This window comes from Acinetobacter sp. G18 (assembly GCF_052660225.1).
In genome coordinates, this window is record NZ_CP109658.1 from 1,652,991 (window position 1) to 1,670,092 (window position 17,102).

The 17,102-nt window shown below is 37.6% G+C and carries 21 protein-coding genes and 1 riboswitch; of the genes, 10 read left to right on the forward strand and 11 right to left on the reverse strand.

Going from position 1 to position 17,102, the window contains the following annotated elements; translation table 11 throughout:
• Positions 1–3 precede the first annotated feature (3 nt).
• The 4 genes from NE363_RS07880 to NE363_RS07895 all read left to right on the forward strand — a co-directional run bounded on the left by NE363_RS07880 (position 4) and on the right by NE363_RS07895 (position 3,361).
• Positions 4–489 (forward strand): molybdenum cofactor biosynthesis protein MoaE, encoded by a 486-nt coding sequence (locus NE363_RS07880; protein ID WP_191107821.1) that lies wholly within the window; start codon positions 4–6, stop codon positions 487–489.
• A gap of 23 nt (positions 490–512) precedes the next feature.
• On the forward strand, positions 513–1,436 hold the full coding sequence (moaCB, locus tag NE363_RS07885) for a bifunctional molybdenum cofactor biosynthesis protein MoaC/MoaB (RefSeq protein WP_308964881.1): 924 nt from the start codon (positions 513–515) through the stop codon (positions 1,434–1,436).
• Entirely contained in the window at positions 1,436–2,671 is a 1,236-nt protein-coding gene (locus tag NE363_RS07890; RefSeq protein ID WP_445536210.1) for a molybdopterin molybdotransferase MoeA, read from the forward strand. The genes moaCB and NE363_RS07890 overlap by 1 nt, the downstream gene beginning before the upstream one ends.
• Positions 2,672–2,878: 207 nt before the next feature.
• Complete coding sequence (locus NE363_RS07895) at positions 2,879–3,361, forward strand: winged helix-turn-helix transcriptional regulator (protein ID WP_049066221.1); 483 nt, start codon at positions 2,879–2,881, stop codon at positions 3,359–3,361.
• Here NE363_RS07895 and NE363_RS07900 read toward each other — a convergent pair.
• Complete coding sequence (locus tag NE363_RS07900; protein ID WP_445536211.1) at positions 3,358–4,761, reverse strand: aminotransferase-like domain-containing protein; 1,404 nt, start codon at positions 4,759–4,761, stop codon at positions 3,358–3,360. The two genes, NE363_RS07895 and NE363_RS07900, sit on opposite strands and share 4 nt — an antisense overlap.
• Before the next feature lie 122 nt (positions 4,762–4,883).
• On the opposite strand from NE363_RS07900, the gene NE363_RS07905 reads away from it, so the two are divergent.
• Complete coding sequence (locus NE363_RS07905) at positions 4,884–5,747, forward strand: DMT family transporter (protein ID WP_445536212.1); 864 nt, start codon at positions 4,884–4,886, stop codon at positions 5,745–5,747.
• A gap of 5 nt (positions 5,748–5,752) precedes the next feature.
• On the opposite strand, the gene NE363_RS07910 is transcribed toward NE363_RS07905, so the two are convergent.
• Genes NE363_RS07910 through tusD form a run of 4 tightly spaced genes read right to left on the reverse strand, consistent with a single transcriptional unit; the run spans position 5,753 to position 7,149 of the window.
• Positions 5,753–6,064 (reverse strand): TusE/DsrC/DsvC family sulfur relay protein, encoded by a 312-nt coding sequence (locus NE363_RS07910; RefSeq protein ID WP_001047539.1) that lies wholly within the window; start codon positions 6,062–6,064, stop codon positions 5,753–5,755.
• A 19-nt stretch (positions 6,065–6,083) separates the two neighbouring features.
• Positions 6,084–6,368: a DsrH like protein gene (locus NE363_RS07915; RefSeq protein ID WP_288421074.1), complete on the reverse strand. Its 285-nt coding sequence runs from the start codon at positions 6,366–6,368 to the stop codon at positions 6,084–6,086.
• Between the two features lie 17 nt (positions 6,369–6,385).
• On the reverse strand, positions 6,386–6,736 hold the full coding sequence (locus NE363_RS07920; RefSeq protein WP_077163348.1) for a hypothetical protein: 351 nt from the start codon (positions 6,734–6,736) through the stop codon (positions 6,386–6,388).
• A 44-nt stretch (positions 6,737–6,780) separates the two neighbouring features.
• On the reverse strand, positions 6,781–7,149 hold the full coding sequence (gene tusD, locus NE363_RS07925) for a sulfurtransferase complex subunit TusD (RefSeq protein ID WP_004701165.1): 369 nt from the start codon (positions 7,147–7,149) through the stop codon (positions 6,781–6,783).
• A 65-nt stretch (positions 7,150–7,214) separates the two neighbouring features.
• Here tusD and galE point away from each other — a divergent pair, with 65 nt between their 5' ends.
• Both galE and fumC read left to right on the forward strand, forming a co-directional pair.
• Positions 7,215–8,222 carry a UDP-glucose 4-epimerase GalE gene (gene galE, locus NE363_RS07930; protein ID WP_445536213.1) on the forward strand — a complete coding sequence of 336 codons (1,008 nt, stop codon included), beginning with the start codon at positions 7,215–7,217 and terminating at the stop codon, positions 8,220–8,222.
• A gap of 114 nt (positions 8,223–8,336) precedes the next feature.
• Positions 8,337–9,731: a class II fumarate hydratase gene (gene fumC / locus NE363_RS07935; protein WP_445536214.1), complete on the forward strand. Its 1,395-nt coding sequence runs from the start codon at positions 8,337–8,339 to the stop codon at positions 9,729–9,731.
• 127 nt (positions 9,732–9,858) lie between these two features.
• Here fumC and NE363_RS07940 read toward each other — a convergent pair whose 3' ends face one another.
• A complete protein-coding gene (locus NE363_RS07940; protein WP_445536215.1) occupies positions 9,859–10,155 on the reverse strand; it encodes a hypothetical protein in 297 nt (98 codons plus the stop codon).
• A gap of 180 nt (positions 10,156–10,335) precedes the next feature.
• Positions 10,336–10,797: a hypothetical protein gene (locus NE363_RS07945; protein WP_445536216.1), complete on the reverse strand. Its 462-nt coding sequence runs from the start codon at positions 10,795–10,797 to the stop codon at positions 10,336–10,338.
• A gap of 312 nt (positions 10,798–11,109) precedes the next feature.
• Here NE363_RS07945 and NE363_RS07950 point away from each other — a divergent pair, with 312 nt between their 5' ends.
• Positions 11,110–11,601: a hypothetical protein gene (locus tag NE363_RS07950; RefSeq protein ID WP_004708388.1), complete on the forward strand. Its 492-nt coding sequence runs from the start codon at positions 11,110–11,112 to the stop codon at positions 11,599–11,601.
• Positions 11,602–11,747: 146 nt separating this feature from the next.
• A riboswitch (glycine riboswitch) is annotated at positions 11,748–11,835 on the forward strand.
• Between the two features lie 177 nt (positions 11,836–12,012).
• Positions 12,013–13,257 (forward strand): D-amino acid dehydrogenase, encoded by a 1,245-nt coding sequence (locus NE363_RS07955; protein ID WP_308961641.1) that lies wholly within the window; start codon positions 12,013–12,015, stop codon positions 13,255–13,257.
• 46 nt (positions 13,258–13,303) lie between these two features.
• Here NE363_RS07955 and NE363_RS07960 read toward each other — a convergent pair whose 3' ends face one another.
• Entirely contained in the window at positions 13,304–13,948 is a 645-nt protein-coding gene (locus tag NE363_RS07960) for an A1S_1983 family putative colistin resistance protein (RefSeq protein ID WP_445536217.1), read from the reverse strand.
• 100 nt (positions 13,949–14,048) lie between these two features.
• Here NE363_RS07960 and ispF point away from each other — a divergent pair, with 100 nt between their 5' ends.
• Complete coding sequence (gene ispF, locus NE363_RS07965) at positions 14,049–14,531, forward strand: 2-C-methyl-D-erythritol 2,4-cyclodiphosphate synthase (protein WP_004701182.1); 483 nt, start codon at positions 14,049–14,051, stop codon at positions 14,529–14,531.
• On the opposite strand, the gene NE363_RS07970 is transcribed toward ispF, so the two are convergent.
• From NE363_RS07970 to NE363_RS07980, 3 genes are all read right to left on the reverse strand, one after another.
• Entirely contained in the window at positions 14,528–15,052 is a 525-nt protein-coding gene (locus NE363_RS07970) for a protein tyrosine phosphatase family protein (protein ID WP_004701184.1), read from the reverse strand. The genes ispF and NE363_RS07970 overlap by 4 nt on opposite strands.
• 190 nt (positions 15,053–15,242) lie before the next feature.
• Complete coding sequence (argF, locus tag NE363_RS07975) at positions 15,243–16,163, reverse strand: ornithine carbamoyltransferase (protein ID WP_004701186.1); 921 nt, start codon at positions 16,161–16,163, stop codon at positions 15,243–15,245.
• 113 nt (positions 16,164–16,276) lie between these two features.
• On the reverse strand, positions 16,277–16,930 hold the full coding sequence (locus NE363_RS07980; protein ID WP_004701188.1) for a TetR/AcrR family transcriptional regulator: 654 nt from the start codon (positions 16,928–16,930) through the stop codon (positions 16,277–16,279).
• Positions 16,931–17,102 lie beyond the last annotated feature (172 nt).

Consider the following 17,102-nt stretch of genomic DNA (forward strand, 5'->3'; position numbering starts at 1 on the left):
ATAATGAAAGAGTTCGCAAGAATACAAGAGCAAGTTTTAAGCCTTGATGCTTTTGATCCGATTCAATCTTTTCCTGAATGTGGTGGTATCGATATTTTTATAGGTACGGTTCGTAATCACCACGAAGGTAAGGCTGTAAAAGCGCTGAAATATACATCGTATAAACCGCTTGCAGAAAAAATGATACGTGAAATTGAACTAGAAATTGAGAAAAAGTATCAGGTATCTTATGTGCGAGTGGTTCATCGGATTGGATATCTAGATGTCGGTGAAACAGCCATTATTGCGATTGCGTATGCAGCCCATCGCCGTGAAGCTTTTCAAGCATGTGAGGAAGCAGTCGAACGGGTAAAACATGAAGTGCCTGTCTTTAAAGAAGAGTTCTTTACTGATGGCACAAGTCATTACGTAGAGGGCTGTTGTATTCGTAAGGATGCACCACACGACCATAAGCATCACCATCATGTCGGCCATGAGCACTCACACTGAAATATGTAATACTAGGATAAATAATGAAAAACGTTGGAATGAAGCCGGAAAGTTATCGTGTTGCTGAAGCACAAGCGATTTTATATGCACCACCGCACTGTATTGAACTATTAAGACAAGGAAACACGGAAAAAGGTGATGCATTAAAAACAGCACGTGTTGCAGGAATTTTGGCAGCAAAACGAACTGATGAGCTGATTCCATTATGTCATCCGCTACCGATTTATCGGGCAGATATTGAATATGAATTAGAACATGACTTTGTAAAAATTATTACGGTCGTTGAGACCATTGGGCCAACGGGCGTAGAAATGGAAGCTTTAACGGCGGCAAGTCTTGCAGGTTTAACCATCTATGACATGTTAAAGCCACATTGTGAACCAGAAGAGCTCTGGATGGATCAATGTAAACTACTTAAGAAAAAAGGTGGTAAATCACACTTCAAGCGAGTTCTTCGTCAGCCTGTTTCGGCTGCGGTTATTGTATTGTCAGATACCGTAGCGGCGGGTAGAAAGCCGGATACTGCCGGAAAATCTGTGGTTGAAACTTTAACTGAAGCAGGGTTTGACCCCATTCATTACCAAATTTTGCCCGATGAAGCGGAAACTTTAAAAAACTTAGTGCTTGAGTTGAGCAAATCATATGCTTGCATTATGACTGTTGGTGGTACAGGAATTGGCAAGCGTGATATTACGGTTGATACGCTAGAGCCTCTTTTAGAACGTAAATTAGATGGCTTAATGGAAGCTGCTCGCTCATTTGGACAAAAGCGTACACCGTATGCTGCCATGTCGCGCGGAGTAGCAGGGTTTATTGACCGTTCGTTAGTGGTGACGTTACCGGGAAGCCGTGGTGGAGCAAGCGAATCAATGGCTGCTATTTTACCTGCCTTAGTCCATATTTTTGATGTTTGCCGTGATTTACCGCATCCGGGAGGCTATGAATAATGTCAGGTTGTGGTGCTGAGCGTGGATTAATCAGTATAGATGAAGCGCTAGATTTAGTGATTAATAAGCCTAAAGACTTAAACTCTATTCAAAAGACTCTAATAAATAGCCTAAGTAGCTATCTTGCTAAAGATATTTACTCTGAAATTAATCTACCTAGCTTTTCTCAAAGTGCAGTAGACGGTTATGCACTTTGTAGCCATGCAGAAGACTTAAATAATCAAAAGTTTCAGGTTACTGGCGAGATTCGTGCCGGAAGTGAGAGTCACGACATACTCGGTGAAGGTCAGGCAATTCGTATATTTACGGGCGGTAAAATTCCTGAAGGGACAACGCATGTAGCTCGGCAAGAAATCGTATCGGTTATTTCGGCTCAAGAAATTTGTTTAACGGAACATATACGCCCTCAAGCTGATATCCGCTTTACCGGTGAAGAAATCCAGCAGGGGCAGTTGCTTGCTCAAGTAGGACAGTTTCTAAATATTGGAAGCTTGGCTGCTTTAAGTATGGCGGGAGTGCAAGAGCTTACTGTTTATCGTAGACCAAAAGTTGCAGTACTAGTCACAGGTGATGAAGTTGCTCAAACGGTAGATGATTTAATTGATGGAAAAGTCTTTGATGCAAATGGGCCTTTATTAAAAGCTTGGTTTGAAGATTATGGTTTAGATATCGAACTCATTCATGTTGCAGATGAAGCTGAACAGGTCACCCAATACTTTAACCAGCTAAAAGACAGCCATGATGTTGTTATAACGACTGGCGGAGTTTCGGTCGGAGACTACGACTTTGTCCGGCCCTGTGCTTTCGAAGTTGGGTTTGAACAAATCTTTTGGAAAGTTAAACAAAAACCGGGTAAACCTTTATTCTTTGCCGAATACCATAATTCACAAGCTAGCCATTCTTGCTATTTGCTCGGCCTACCAGGCAATCCGGCTGCGGTATATGTAGCAATGCAAGTTTACGGTAAATCTTTGCTTGATGCATTGCAGGGTAATAGACACGGACCAGAATGGTTTACCGCAATTTTAGAGCATGATTTAAAAGAAGATGCACGTGAGCGTTTTTTGCGAATGTATGCTTATTTTGATGCAGGACAACTTAGAGTAAAAAGTTTGGCTAAGCAGCAGTCTCATATGCTGAGTAACCTTATGCAAGCCAATTGTTTAGTCCGTATTCCTGCGAGTACAAAACTAGAGTCAGGTACTTTATTAAAAGGAATCTTTATTTCAAATTAGCCTATAAATAAGCTGAATATGATTAATTTATACTTATAAGTTAATCATATTTTATAAGTATTTCTATTCATGGTTATTTAAAAAATAGGCGTCATAAGTATATTAAAAACTTATTTTTAAGCTGAATATTGCATATAACATATTAAGTGGTTTAGGGTATAAATAATAAGGCAAGTAGGCCAGTTCTATATTGAGGTAAGCATAAAGATGAAATGGGATGACATCGGTGATCAACCTTGTTCTGTTGCCCGTATGCTATCGGTAATTGGTGATCGCTGGACGATGCTAATATTACGTAATGCTTTTATGGGAATTCGCCGTTTTGATGATTTTCAAAAATCACTAGGTGTCACTCGTCATGTGTTGTCGGATCGTTTAAAGCGTTTGGTTGAATACGAAATTTTAGTCAAAGCTCCTTATTTTGACCGTCAGGAACGTTTTGAATATCGTCTCACTGATAAAGGATTTGAGCTTTATCCAATTATATTATCTATGGCGAATTGGGCAGATAAATGGATGGATCAAGGTTTAGGTAAACCTTTGGAATATCGCCATAAAGCTTGTGGTCATAAATTTGAACCAGTCATGGTATGTTCAGTCTGCCGTGAACCTTTACATGCAAAACAAGTTCAAGTTTCGGCTGGACCGGGCTACTTTGCTTATATGGAACAAAAGAAAAAACAAGCTTAAAGCTCTTTGTTTAAAGACTCTTGCTGAAGTGCTTCTGTAAGAGTCTTATAAATATAATCATGGTTTGACTGGGTAATATTAAAACGAATAAATTGGCCTGCCGATTTTGATTGGCTAAAGGCATTACCCGGAGCAAGAATCACTTCTCGATTCAAGCAAAACTGTGCAATCTTTGCTGCATCTATTCCTTCTGGTAGACGACACCACACAAAAATTCCGGCCTTTGGTTCAATCCACGGTTCTATTCCAATCGCTTTAAGTTTTGCTATCGTTTCCTGCATGGATTGGGCTAAACGAACTTTCAACACATCTAGATGCTTACGGTATGAACCATCGGTTAAAGCTGTATGTAATATCTTGGCTGAGAGTCCATTGTGAGAAAAGCTAGTAGCAATTTTTAAATCGGTAATTTGATCAATCCATTCTGGTTTCGCAATAATGTAGCCGCAGCGAATAGAGGCAGAGAGCGTTTTAGAGAAACTTCCAATAAAAATCACGCGTGAAAGGTTGTCTAGGGCCGCAAGCCGTGGCGCTGAAGTATGTTCAAAATCTGAAAATATATCGTCTTCAATCACAATCAAATTAGACTGCTCAATGAGTTTTAATAATTGATGAGCGATCGAGAGTGAGAGTGTTGCACCAGTTGGATTGTGTATTCCAGAGTTTGTAATATAAAGCCGCGGATTATAGGTCTCAATCGCTTCTTTAAATGCTTCTAAATCTGGACCATTTGGTGTGTAAGGAATACCAATAACTTTAACTTGATGAACTTTAAGTAGGGCATGGAAGTTAAAGTAGCAAGGGTCATCAATCAGAACAACATCATCTGGTTTAAGTAAGAAACGGCAAACCAGATCAATTGCTTGGGTACCCGAATCAGTTAAAAGAACTTGGTTCAAGTTTGCTTCTATGCCCTTACTTTGTGCTCGTCGAGCGAGTAAATCTCGTAATGCGGGTAGTCCTAAAGGTGAAGAATAGCCCATTAAGTTATCATCTTCGTTACGTGTGGCTGACCTTAATGCTTTGCGGATACTTTCAAGCGGCATCCAGTCATTTGGTAACCAGCCACAACCGGGTTTAAAAGCATCAGGTTTTGCTTCCAATGACTGACGTGAAATCCATAATGGATTGATAGAGCGATCTAATTTAGGGCCTAATTCACTTAAGGCTAAAGGTGCAAGTGGCCCAACTACATAAAAACCGGAACCACTTCGAGATTCAATTTTACCTACGGCAATTAATCGTTCATAAGCTTCGACAATGGTAGAAACAGAAAAACCTAAATCTTTTGCCAGTTTGCGTACAGAAGGTAAACGGGAACCTGGGGTTAGAGAACGATTTTTAATTTGTTGTTCAATCTGTGAAATAACAAACTCGATTTTTGTTTTTGACTGGTTCACGTTAATCATCTCTAACTGTACTGCTTATTTATACATAACAGTTTTTTAAAATTGTACTGCTTTGTATCTGGTTTCAACACCATATCACAGCTTAAATTCTTCGTATAGTTCCGGAGAATAATATGCAAAAGTTTATGAACGGTTGGGTGAATGGTTTTATAGGGGTTGCAATTTTTGCCGGTTCATTACCGGCTACCCGTGTTGCGGTAACAGGTTTTGAGCCTGGTTTTCTGACGGCGGCAAGAGCAGTTATTGCGGGTGTTTTAGGATTAATTCTTATCTTTTTGCTTAAAGAAAAAAGACCAGCTAAACAAGATTGGTGGCCACTCGCAATAGTTGCTTTAGGTGTTGTGGTGGGTTTTCCCTTATTTACGGCACTTGCTTTGCAATATATGAATGCAGCACATTCAATTGTCTTTGTGAGTCTTCTACCGCTCGCTACTGCCATATTCGCAGTAGTGAGAGGTGGAGAAAAACCAAATTTATTTTTTTGGATATTTGCAATTTTAGGCAGCCTGGTTGTCTTTACCTACATGTTTTTTTTGTCGGGTGAAGCTTCTTTTTGCATCGGCGATTTATACATGCTTATTGCAATTATTCTATGTGGATTTGGCTATGCAGAAGGTGGAGTACTTTCGAAAAAAATAGGTGGCTGGCAGGTGATTTGTTGGGCACTTATTTTAGCTTTACCAATTATGCTGTTTGCTACCGTTTTTTATATGCCTGTTTCTTTCCAAGATGTATCTACATCGGCGATAGCAGGGCTGGTTTATGTATCGTTATTTAGTATGCTTATCGGGTTCTTTTTCTGGTACAAAGGGCTTGCACAAGGCGGTATTGCTGCAATTAGCCAGCTACAGCTTTTACAACCTTTAATGGGACTCGCGATTGCCGCACTGTTATTACATGAACATGTAAGTTGGTCGATGTTAATGGTAACGGCAGTAACAATTCTATGTGTCGCTGCCGCTAAAAAGTTCGCATAAAAAAGTTATAAACAATTTGCTGGTTTAGGAATGCCTGCTAAACGACTGAGATGGCGCGCAACTAAACCAGTATTAAATTTTTGCTGTAAAACAGCATTATTGATATCAGGACTGACAGTTTTCATTAAGAATTTAATGAGGGGACGAGTCGCTGGAGAATGACCAAATTGCTGATAAAATTGGCGAACCGCAGCTAAAACTTCAAAATGCCAATCTGTTAATTCAAGATCGAGAGATTTGGCAAGTTCCTGTGCGACTTCGGGATTCCAAATCGTATAGTCGACTAAATGACCATCTTGATCTAATTCTAAATTCATAAAAATGAGCCTAACTATATTATTTCAAAGAAATGCATCGATTAAATTGTAAAACCAGATCAGCAAACTGGTCATAGTTTAATACATTAACGTGAGCTAAGGTTTCTGCATCAATTAAATCTTTTTCATGAGACAAACAAGAAACTGAGCCAAACTGCTGACAAATGCTTAGGGAAAGCTGTGCGGTTGAATCGCCCATAAAAACAACCTGATCGTCTTGATGAAAAAGTTTTTCAAGTTCTTCAATAATACGAGGGGTATGGTGATAAGAAGCTTGCACCAGATAAAGTGTTGATTGCGTCATTAAATTTACACCTTTATCTACCAATATAAGACATGATTGAAGGATTGGATGAGTTCAGTATCTAACTGAACAAACTCTAGCTCCTGCTCACTGTTTTGAACAAAAGGATGCTGTTTATTTTTGGTCTCAACAAGAATGGGGCTCAAGTCATAAAACTCAAAGCTATCCACCATGTTTGAAGCAATTTTAAAAGCATGCTGCAACTGGTCAAAGTTATGTTCATTTTGTAAGAGGCTAAGAGCTGCATCTTTCAATAATACTTTGACTGGTGAGCCAAAGGTTGCTAAAACCATAGTAGCGGCGAGGCTTTCATTGACTTGTAGGCTGGTTAGATTGGCTTGGGTCAAAATAACGAGTACAGTTTTCACACAATATACCTTTTAAAAGCAACAATCTAAGTTAACAAAGTAACTTAGAATTGAAGAAGACGAGAGGCTGACTGTACTGCATCAGCAAGTTCACCTAGTCCAACTAACTCAAAGTTGTCCGCTAGGTTGTGATGACTAAGTTGATGGCGACTCGCATTTTCTGCATCGGTAATACCACGTGCAAGGGCGGCGCTGACACAGACAGGAAGTCGGATCGAGAGCTTTTGCCATTCATGCGTTAAATTACGCTGGTCGTCAGGAACCCACTGAAAATCATTCGCAACCTGAACGCCATCTTGGTAAAAGAATACACGAAAGTCTTCATTTTTACTTTTGAGTGCCTGAGCAAGGCCCAGTGCATGCCAAGCATGGATTGAAGTAGGAGCAGAGGTTATTAGTAGTAATGTACTCATTGAGAATTCACTATGGTCATACGTCTAAATGGGCGTAGATACATTAAGAGAAAGGTAAGTATACAATGATTTTAGTGACAGGTGGTTTAGGCTTTATCGGTTCACACATTGCATTGAGTCTGTTGGCTCAAGGCCAAGAAGTGGTTATTGTCGATAATTTGGCTAACTCGACCTTGCAAACGCTTGAGCGGTTAGAATACATCTCTGGTATGTACGTTCCGTTTGTTAAACTTGATGTACGTAATACACCTGCATTGAACAAAGTATTTGAACAGTACTCAATCGATGCAGTCATTCACACAGCTGGTTTTAAATCTATTGAAGAATCTAATTTAAAACCGCTCGAATATTACAACGATAATGTCAGTTGCATTATGAGCCTATTACGTGCGATGCAACGTACAGGGGTTCGTCATTTCATTCATTTATCTAGCTTGGCAGTCTATGGAAAATCTGGTTTGCAGTTAAGCGAAACAGAAGATTTCAACTACGGTTATCCTAATCCATATATCAAATCTCAACAGATGATTGAAGAAATCATTAGAGATACTCATAAAATTGATCATGAATGGAAAATTGCAATCCTACGCCTATCAAATATTGTAGGTGCTTTTGAGCATGGTGTATTAGGTGAGTATGTTGCGCAGCTCCCTAAAAATATTGTACCGCTTGCATTACAAGTTGCAGCGATGCAGCGTGATTTAATTGAATTACAAGATCAGGTGACTACCGAAGACCATACCGTGGAACGTAGCTTTCTACATGTGTTAGATGTATGTGACGCGGTAAGTGCAACTCTACATTGGTTGCGTGATCAAACTCACTGCTGTGAAGCTTTTAATATTGCACATGACCAAGTACATTCAATTCGTCAATTATTAGATGAAATTTCACAAGTGACCCAAGCTGAAATTCCGACACAATCGGCAATTTATAAGCACGAAGAGTTGGCTCAACTTGGTGCAAATATAGGAAAAGCAAAAAATTTATTACAATGGGATCCGAAACGAACTTTGAAGCAAATGATTGAAGATGAGTGGAGATTCTATCAAAATACATTAAATGGAAGATGAGATAATGATTCTTATTTACAATAATGGAATGCTTGAGTACGATACTAAAATTAACTAGCCAAAGCAAAAATTGCTTCAGCCCGTGAGTTCTTTAACCAGATAACCGAGGTTTCTATGCAAACACGAATTGAACATGACACTATGGGTGAGATTGAAGTTCCAAATGAAGCGCTATGGGGAGCACAAACCCAACGTAGCTTACAGAACTTCAAAATCGGGCAGGAGCGTTTACCCCGTGCCATGATTCGAGCGATGGGATTGGTAAAAAAAGCAGCAGCAATAACCAATGCCGAGTTAGGACAGTTACCACAAGATTTAAGTCAATACATTGTGGGAGCTGCCGAAGAAGTGATTGCAGGGAAATGGGACTCACAGTTCCCACTCGTAGTTTGGCAAACAGGTTCTGGTACGCAAAGCAACATGAACTGTAATGAAGTGATTGCCAATATTGCCAACCAAAAATTAGGCGAAGCACTGGGTGCACAAAAACCAGTACATCCAAATGATCATGTCAATCGTGCACAGTCTACCAATGACTCATTTCCAACGGCTATTCACGTTGCGGCAAGTTTGCAAATCAATGAATTACTAATTCCAGCTGTAGAACAGCTTAAAGCGACTTTGCAGAAGAAGTCCGATGAGTTTCAAGATATTGTTAAAATTGGGCGTACTCATTTGCAAGATGCCACGCCATTAACCTTAGGCCAAGAATTTAGTGGTTATGTTTCTCAGCTTGAGCATGGTTTAGTACGCTTACAACAAGCCTTAACGGGTTTGTATGAGTTGCCATTGGGTGGTACAGCAGTAGGAACTGGTTTAAATGCTCATCCTGATTATGCTGTTAAGGCCGCAGCTCAGCTTGCAGCTTTAACAGGTTTGCCATTTGTTACTGCTCCTAATAAATTTGAAGCACTTGCAGGGCGTGATGCTGCTGTTTTTGCATCAGGCGCCTTAAAAACTTTAGCAGTAAGCTTAAATAAGATTGCTAACGATATTCGTTGGTTAGCAAGTGGCCCACGCTGTGGTTTTGGTGAAATTCGCATTCCTGAAAATGAACCTGGCTCAAGCATTATGCCGGGTAAAGTGAACCCAACTCAAAGTGAAGCAATGACTATGGTGGTTGCACAAGTGCTTGGCAACGATACCACTATTAATATCGCTGGTGCTTCTGGTAACTTCGAGTTAAACGTATTTATGCCAGTGATTGCTTATAATTTATTGCAATCTATTCAGCTTCTTGGCGATGCATGCAATAGTTTTAATGATCATTGTGCGGTTGGAATTGAACCTAATCGAGATAGAATTGATCACTTCTTGCACAACTCTCTCATGTTAGTTACTGCATTGAATCCAGTTATTGGTTATGAAAACTCTGCAAAAGTAGCGAAAACTGCTTATAAAGAGAATAAGACTTTAAAACAAGTGGCTGTTGAGCTTGGTTTAGTAACAGCAGAACAATTTGATGAAGTCGTTAAACCTGAAAAAATGGTTTCGCCAAATAGTAAATAAGCGGTCTATATAGCCATCAGCAGTATCATTTTATATTGAATGTACAGTACTACTGATGGCTATTATGTTTACACATTAAATCTAGAGCTTTTCATATGTGCTCTAACGTATAGGTTGAAAATAAAAACTACACTAGTAGATCTTCTATATATTCCCAACCATTTGCTTTCATTTCTTCAAATTTTCTTTTTAGTTCTTCTTTCGTATATTCGTGGGCGTCTTTTGCTAAAAGAACATGATATGAATTAGAGGCTGGATCTATAGTGACCTCTGTAATTTCTATAGGTGCGATTACACCATTTTCGGTCAAACCAAGATCGGTAAAACACATTCCTTTTAGTGGAATAACGTTGCATTCATATTCTTTCGAAATAAAGTAATGATTTGAATAAGTTGAATAGGTACGTGAAGCGCGGATCTTCATTGATCTCTCCTTTATGTGTAGAGAAGATTTGAATAGTCTGGCTTCTTTTAGCAGTTAAAACTGTTTAATTTTTATTGCTTATTTACTATGAATCTTTGTTATTTAAAGATTTTTAACAATCTATATCAAAACTATTATAAAAGCCTTCCACTAAAAGAAGGCTTCAAAATATATAAAAGCTTATTTTAAAATTTTGTAAACTTTCTCTTTGTATTCATCATTGGAAATAACCCCTTTATCGTATTGTTGTTTTAATGACCTATATTGTTGAATACGAATATCCCTTTTAAGACCTATATCATCATGATTTCTAATATAGTAGAGACTTCGATCATGATCGCTCATATTTACTGTCTGGTCAGGAGAGTGGGAATAGGTATTTTGAGGTTTATCTTCTTGGTATTGCTTGGCAATTTCAAAAAAATCTACTTTTTGCTTGCGTGAATCGGAGTGAAAAGAATTGTGTTGTGATTCACTAAACTTATGACTTGAAGTGTTACTTACCTCAAGCATACTTCTATGGCGGTTCGATTCTTGGTCATAAAATTCTTGTTTAATTGGGGAAGTAATCGTTTCAGAAAATACCGAAGAAGAAAAAGTACTAATACTTAAAAATAATAAAATTAATTTTGATCTATTCATTTCTTTGGAAGCCCATATGAAATTGAGTAAATCAATGTATTATAACATTAAATTTAACAGTAGACTAAAAAATAATATATTTAAAATATATGCATTTTTAAATTTTTGAAGTTGTATGAGATTTATTTGTAAGTTTCTAGGTTGTAATTATTTCTTGATTAAGCTTTATCAAACCAACTTAGAGTTGAATAAGCTGCCATAATTGTTAAAATGCCCACCTTATCCTGTTTTTCTATTGTTTTTAATTTTTATTTATTTTGCGATATGGAAATTAAACACATAATAAACAGTTGTTTAGCTAAGGATTTTTGAATGCTCTCGATTTATTTAACAGATACCGAACAACATGTGCAGTTTAATGATTACCCGAGTGATCAGCCTGTTAAATTTCTGTTAAATCTTAAAAAGATTTTTCCAAGTACTGGTGATTTGCTGTTACCTGTTTTGCCTGAAGATAATAATCTGGAAAATGTAACTTGGGAATCAACGACAAAAGACTTTGAAATTTTCAAAAAATTGTTGGCCGGTTGGGGTGTTATTGAGCTTCGTTTAAATGCAATCACCACATATAAAGATAAAAATTTTGCAAATGAGTTAATTAAACAAGCTCAAGTGAAGCGAAAAAAAGTAGCGCAAAAAAATCATCAACTCTCTTTAGTTGCCTTAGATTACATTTTTATGCACGAAATTCATGCACTCATTGATGCTGAGTTGGTCACAATTGGTGAGAAGTTTTATTTACCAACCTTGAGAGAGCAGTGGAAAGGTCATGTTTCAGACCAAGTGCTTGAAGGAAAGCTTTAATAAATGGCAAAAGGTGAATTTAAATAATTCACCTTTTTTTGTAATTAAATCAAATACTTTCATATTTAATTGAATTGCTGTACAAAAGTTTACAAGAAAAGAATGCGTTTTTTTAAAAGTGGCAGATACATTGCTTATATAAATACAAAATTATTGCGGGAGAGAGGTTCTTAAGAACCCGCCGAAGGAGCAACAGGCCCGGAAACTCTCAGGCAAAAGGACTGTAATAATTAAAAAATCTGGAGAGCAGCTTAAGATTTATAAGCATGAAGAATAAAAACTTATAAGTCATAAACTCACCGAAGGGGAAGATCGAAATGCTAAAAGGTAGTATTTAGGTCGAAACTCTCAGGTACAAATGACAGATGGGCTGTACTGATGAAATGTTTTTGCATTTCAGAGGAGTCTGTTATGCCACATGTTATTGTGATTGGTGCAGGAATCACAGGGGTTACTTCAGCCTATGAATTATCTCAATTAGGTTACCAAGTCACAGTGATTGATCGCCATCTTTATCCAGCTATGGAAACATCATTTGCAAACGGAGGGCAATTATCTGCTTGTAATGCAGAAGTCTGGAACCAGAAAGCGACCGTTATAAAAGGTTTTAAATGGATGAGGCAAAAAGATGCTCCTCTATTACTTAATCCTTCTTTTAGTTTGCACAAATATAGCTGGTTAGTTGAGTTTTTATCTCATATTAAAAATTATGAGGCTAATACGATAGAAACTGTTCGTTTAGCATTGCTTGCTCGTAAGCGCTTATTTGAAGTCGCTGAAAAAGAGCAGCTTCAATTTGATTTGGAGAAACGCGGTATTCTTCATATGTATCATACTAAGGATGACTATGATATTGCTAAGCGAGTTAATGATGTCTTGAATAAAGGAACTTTGGAGCGCTACTCAGTTTCACCTGAAGAAATGAAGTCAATCGAACCTTCTTTAACGGGTGAGTACTTTGGTGGTTATTACACACCAAGCGATGCAACTGGAGATATTCATAAATATTCAACCACTTTAGCTGAAAAGACTAAACAATATGGGGTGCAGTATAAGTTTGGCTTAGAAGTTACTGATATTAAGTGTCATATAGATAAAGTGGTACTGAATTGTCAGCCAAGTGCTGAGCATCCGCATCTTTCCCCAACAGATAGCTTTCAATTAGAAGGTGATGTTCTGGTGGTTTGTGGTGGTGTTGGAAGTTATCAATTGGCTGACATGATTGGTGAGCGTGTAAATGTTTATCCTGTAAAAGGCTATTCAATTACTGTCCAATTGAAAGATGAGAAAAGTATTAAAAATGCGCCATGGGTGAGTTTGCTTGATGAAAGCGCCAAAATTGTAACATCTCGTTTAGGCCAAGATCGTTTACGTATTGCAGGTACAGCTGAGTTTAACGGCTATAATCGAGACATTCGAGCGGATCGTATTCAACCTTTAGTGAATTGGGTGAATCGTAATTTTGACATTTCAACTGAGCATGTTGTGCCGTGGGCAGGTTTAAGACCAATGATGCCAAATATGTTACCAGTCGTAAAACAGTCTAAACAGCCACGAGTTTTTTATAATACCGGACATGGCCATTTAGGTTGGACTTTATCAGCAGCGACTGCTGTATTGGTGAGTCAAGATATTCTGCAAAAATATCCAGCTTAAAAAAGAAAAGCCAGTGTAGATTCACTGGTTTTTTGTTTTATATCAATTAATCATATAGTCGATAAACACCAGTAAATCGTTCACAGCCTTTTTGTTGGGTTTTCACTACAAGTAAGGCTTTTTGGAAATCGAACTTATATTTGCAGTTATGTTCATTGTCTAAAATTTCACTTTTCTGTTCAGGAGAGCTATAAGCCATGAGTGAAATAGTTTGAGTATCTTTTCGGTTATTTGGATTACGGTAAGCTAATCCTTCGATTTTGATTTTATCTTTAGCAAGTTGATGAATTTGTAAATGAACAGGTTGAGCTGCAATATGCCCATTTTCAAATTTAAGATAATGCTGCGTTAGGGTTTGCTTAAGTGATGCATAAAAGTTTAAATCATCCCCACGTATATCAAACTGTTGTTGAAAACATGAAGTGTTTTTGCATTGTTGAGTATGTTTAAACCACAAAGTCTGTGTATCTTGTAGAAGTCTTAAGGGGGCATCTGTAACTAAGTATGCAGAAAGATATTGATTGTTGAGTTGCTTACGCGCTTCACTAAAGGTTTTTGAGCAGATTTTGAGCTCAAATTTTGAATTTAAGCAGTCGATAGATTCCGCAAAAACAAATGGTGAGCATAAACAACTCAATGTCACGACAAAACTTAATCTTTTCAATTGATTCATATCAGTATTCGACGGCATGATCGCTTATACTTTCAGTCTACTTTGCTAAGTGTACTATAGCGAAACACAACAGCTGAATACAAGATTTCTTAAGTTTTTATAGAAGGGAAGAGTTTATATGGTTGCTCAAATTCGTATTGGACAAGGAATGGATGTACATGCCTTTGAAGAGGGTAACTTCGTAACTTTGGCTGGCGTTCAGATTCCACATACGCATGGCTTAAAAGCACATTCTGATGGCGATGTTGTGTTACATGCGCTATGTGATGCTTTACTCGGTGCACTGGCGCTTGGTGATATTGGTCAGCATTTTCCAGATACCGATCCCGAGTTTAAAGGAGCGGATAGCCGTGTACTGCTAAAACACGTTTACCAATTAATATTAGACCGTGGTTATCGTTTGAATAATGCTGATATTACTGTAGCTTGCGAACGTCCTAAATTAGCGAAACATAATTTAGAGATGCGCCAAAGCATTGCAGATGTTTTGAATGTGGATTTAAATCAAATTAGTATCAAAGCGACCACTACCGAAAAACTTGGGTTTACGGGTCGCCAAGAAGGAATTTTAGCAACAGCGACGGTATTAATCTCTAATTAAACTAAATCATCAGTTTGTTGCAAAGACTGTTGAAGTTCTAAGGTAGCCTTACGGCCTTGTAGCTGTAAGGTAATGCTATGGATTAGTCCTGTCCAGGTTTCATTGGGTTCCCAAATTTCGTGTAGTAAATCTTGAGAAGTTGGCATGTCCATATTCATATAAAATTGTCTGTATACATACATGAGACAACTTACACGTTTGTTTTTGGCACAATGTAACCAAACGATTTCATTTTGAACCAAATGATCAATTAAATCTAAAACCAATAAGCATTGGTCAGAAGAAGGTGTTTCCCAGTCAATTGGAATATGAATGTAATTTAAACCGTGCTCAAGACAAACCTGATCTTCATTTTCAATACAATTCGATGAATTTGTCAAAGCTAAATTGATAACAGTACTACAGCCATACTCTTTAATGAGTTTGAGCTGTTCAACAGAAGGTTGTGCTGAACTAAATAAGTGTTCGTGAATAATTGAAAATGCAGGGATTTGAGATAGTGATTCTTCAAGGGTTGTCATAATCGCACTCTACAAGAGTAGGCTTGGCTTATTGTGTAGAATGTTATACACGATTCTAGAGTGTAGTTGAAATATAGACTGTTTATATATTCAGCAACATCGTGAAAAATTTTAAAAATAAACAAGAAAAATAAGAGTTTTATGGAAATAAAAAAAACAGCACCTTAAAGATGCTGTTTTTCTATCGAGATTAAGCTTTTTTCAAATTTTCATTCAATAAAAATTCCATTAAAGCTTTCTGAGCATGTAAGCGGTTTTCTGCTTCATCCCATACGACTGAATTTTTATGATCAAGCATGGTTTCTGAAATTTCTTCACCACGATGTGCTGGTAAACAATGCATAAATAAACAATCTGGATGTGCAAGACTCATCAGTTTTTCATTGACTTGAAACGCTGAAAAAGCATTCTTACGTAATTTTTGTTCTTCTTCTTGCCCCATGCTTGCCCATACGTCTGTAACGATAAGGTCAGCATTTACAGCGGCATCTTCAGCGTTGTCAAAAAGCTCAACACAATGTCCAAACTCTGCTAAAAATTCAGGTTTAGGTTCAAAACCCTTTGGCGAAGCAATTTTTAATTTAAAACCCATTAAATGTGCAGCTTCAATATATGAATTACACATATTATTGCCATCACCAATCCAAGCTACGGTTTTACCTTCAATACTACCGCGATGCTCAATATAAGTTTGTAAATCTGCAAGTAACTGACAAGGGTGGTGGTCATCAGTTAGGCCGTTAATCACAGGAACTTTTGAGTAAGATGCAAAGCGTTCAACAATGTCGTGACCAAAAGTACGAATCATTACAATATCAAGCATGCTTGATATAACACGTGCTGAGTCTTCAATAGGCTCACCACGACCTAGTTGTGTGTCGCGAGGTGACAAAAAGATGGCACTGCCACCAAATTGGTTAATACCAGCCTCAAAAGAAATACGAGTGCGTGTGCTCGATTTTTCAAAAATCATTCCCAATACTTTACCAACAAAAGGCTGATAAACCTTATTGCCTTGTTGCATTTTTTTTAGTTCACTTGCGCGTTCTAAGATGCGGTTAAGTTCTAATGTGGATAGATCACGTAAAGTCAGGAAATGTCTTAGAGCCATGTAGCTACTCCATAATAATTGTCTTTGAAATACAACAATTATCTGTTGTTGGCTGGGTGGATGTGGAGAAAAAGAAGTCTACTATACTATAAGCATTTCAAAATGCAAAAGAATTAGACTTTATGGTGGCCTTTTAAGAAAATGTCTACACAATATTCAATATAATCAAAAGCTTCTTTCTCATTGGGTAGAGCTGGCATACCCATAATCATACGCCACTCAATATCGCGTAAAATCCCAAAGTACATGAGTGAAGAATGATAAGGAGAAGGACATGTGATTTCTCCTGCATTATGTGCAAACTCTAATGCTTGAGTAAGAGTATTCTGTAAGTTGTGTACCCATTTGTCATAAAGGTATTGTATGAGGACCGTATTACATTCTGTCTGTTCGATAATAAGTCGTAAAAACGCGATATGTTCCGGTTGAATGATATGAACGTAAACACGTTCGAGCGTTTGAATTAGATATTCTTTTAAAGTACTTTTTTCAGGATTAAATGGAATACACACATCTTTAAAAAACATTTCACGCTTATAGTCACAAATAGCGGTAAAAAGTCCTTCTTTGTTTCCAAAATATTTATAAATAGAGGCCTTTGAACCACCTGCATGATTTACGATATCGTCAAGAGATACAGCATCATATCCTTTTTCCAAAAACAGCTCGGTTGCGCTTAGCAATAAAGCTAAACGACGTTCGATACCGCGGCGCGTCTGAGGTTTGTCACATATAGGATGATGTGACTCAAGGACTGGATCATGCATAAAATTTAATAACAACGATTAATACTGCTTAGCTAGTATATCAAAACTATCTTTACCGATGGACATTGCTATATTCTTAGATTGTCTGCTAAACAATCATATAAGTATGAAACTGAATAAATATTTTAAAATATAAAAGCTTACACGATCTTTTGGAGTTTTTTAGTGATGT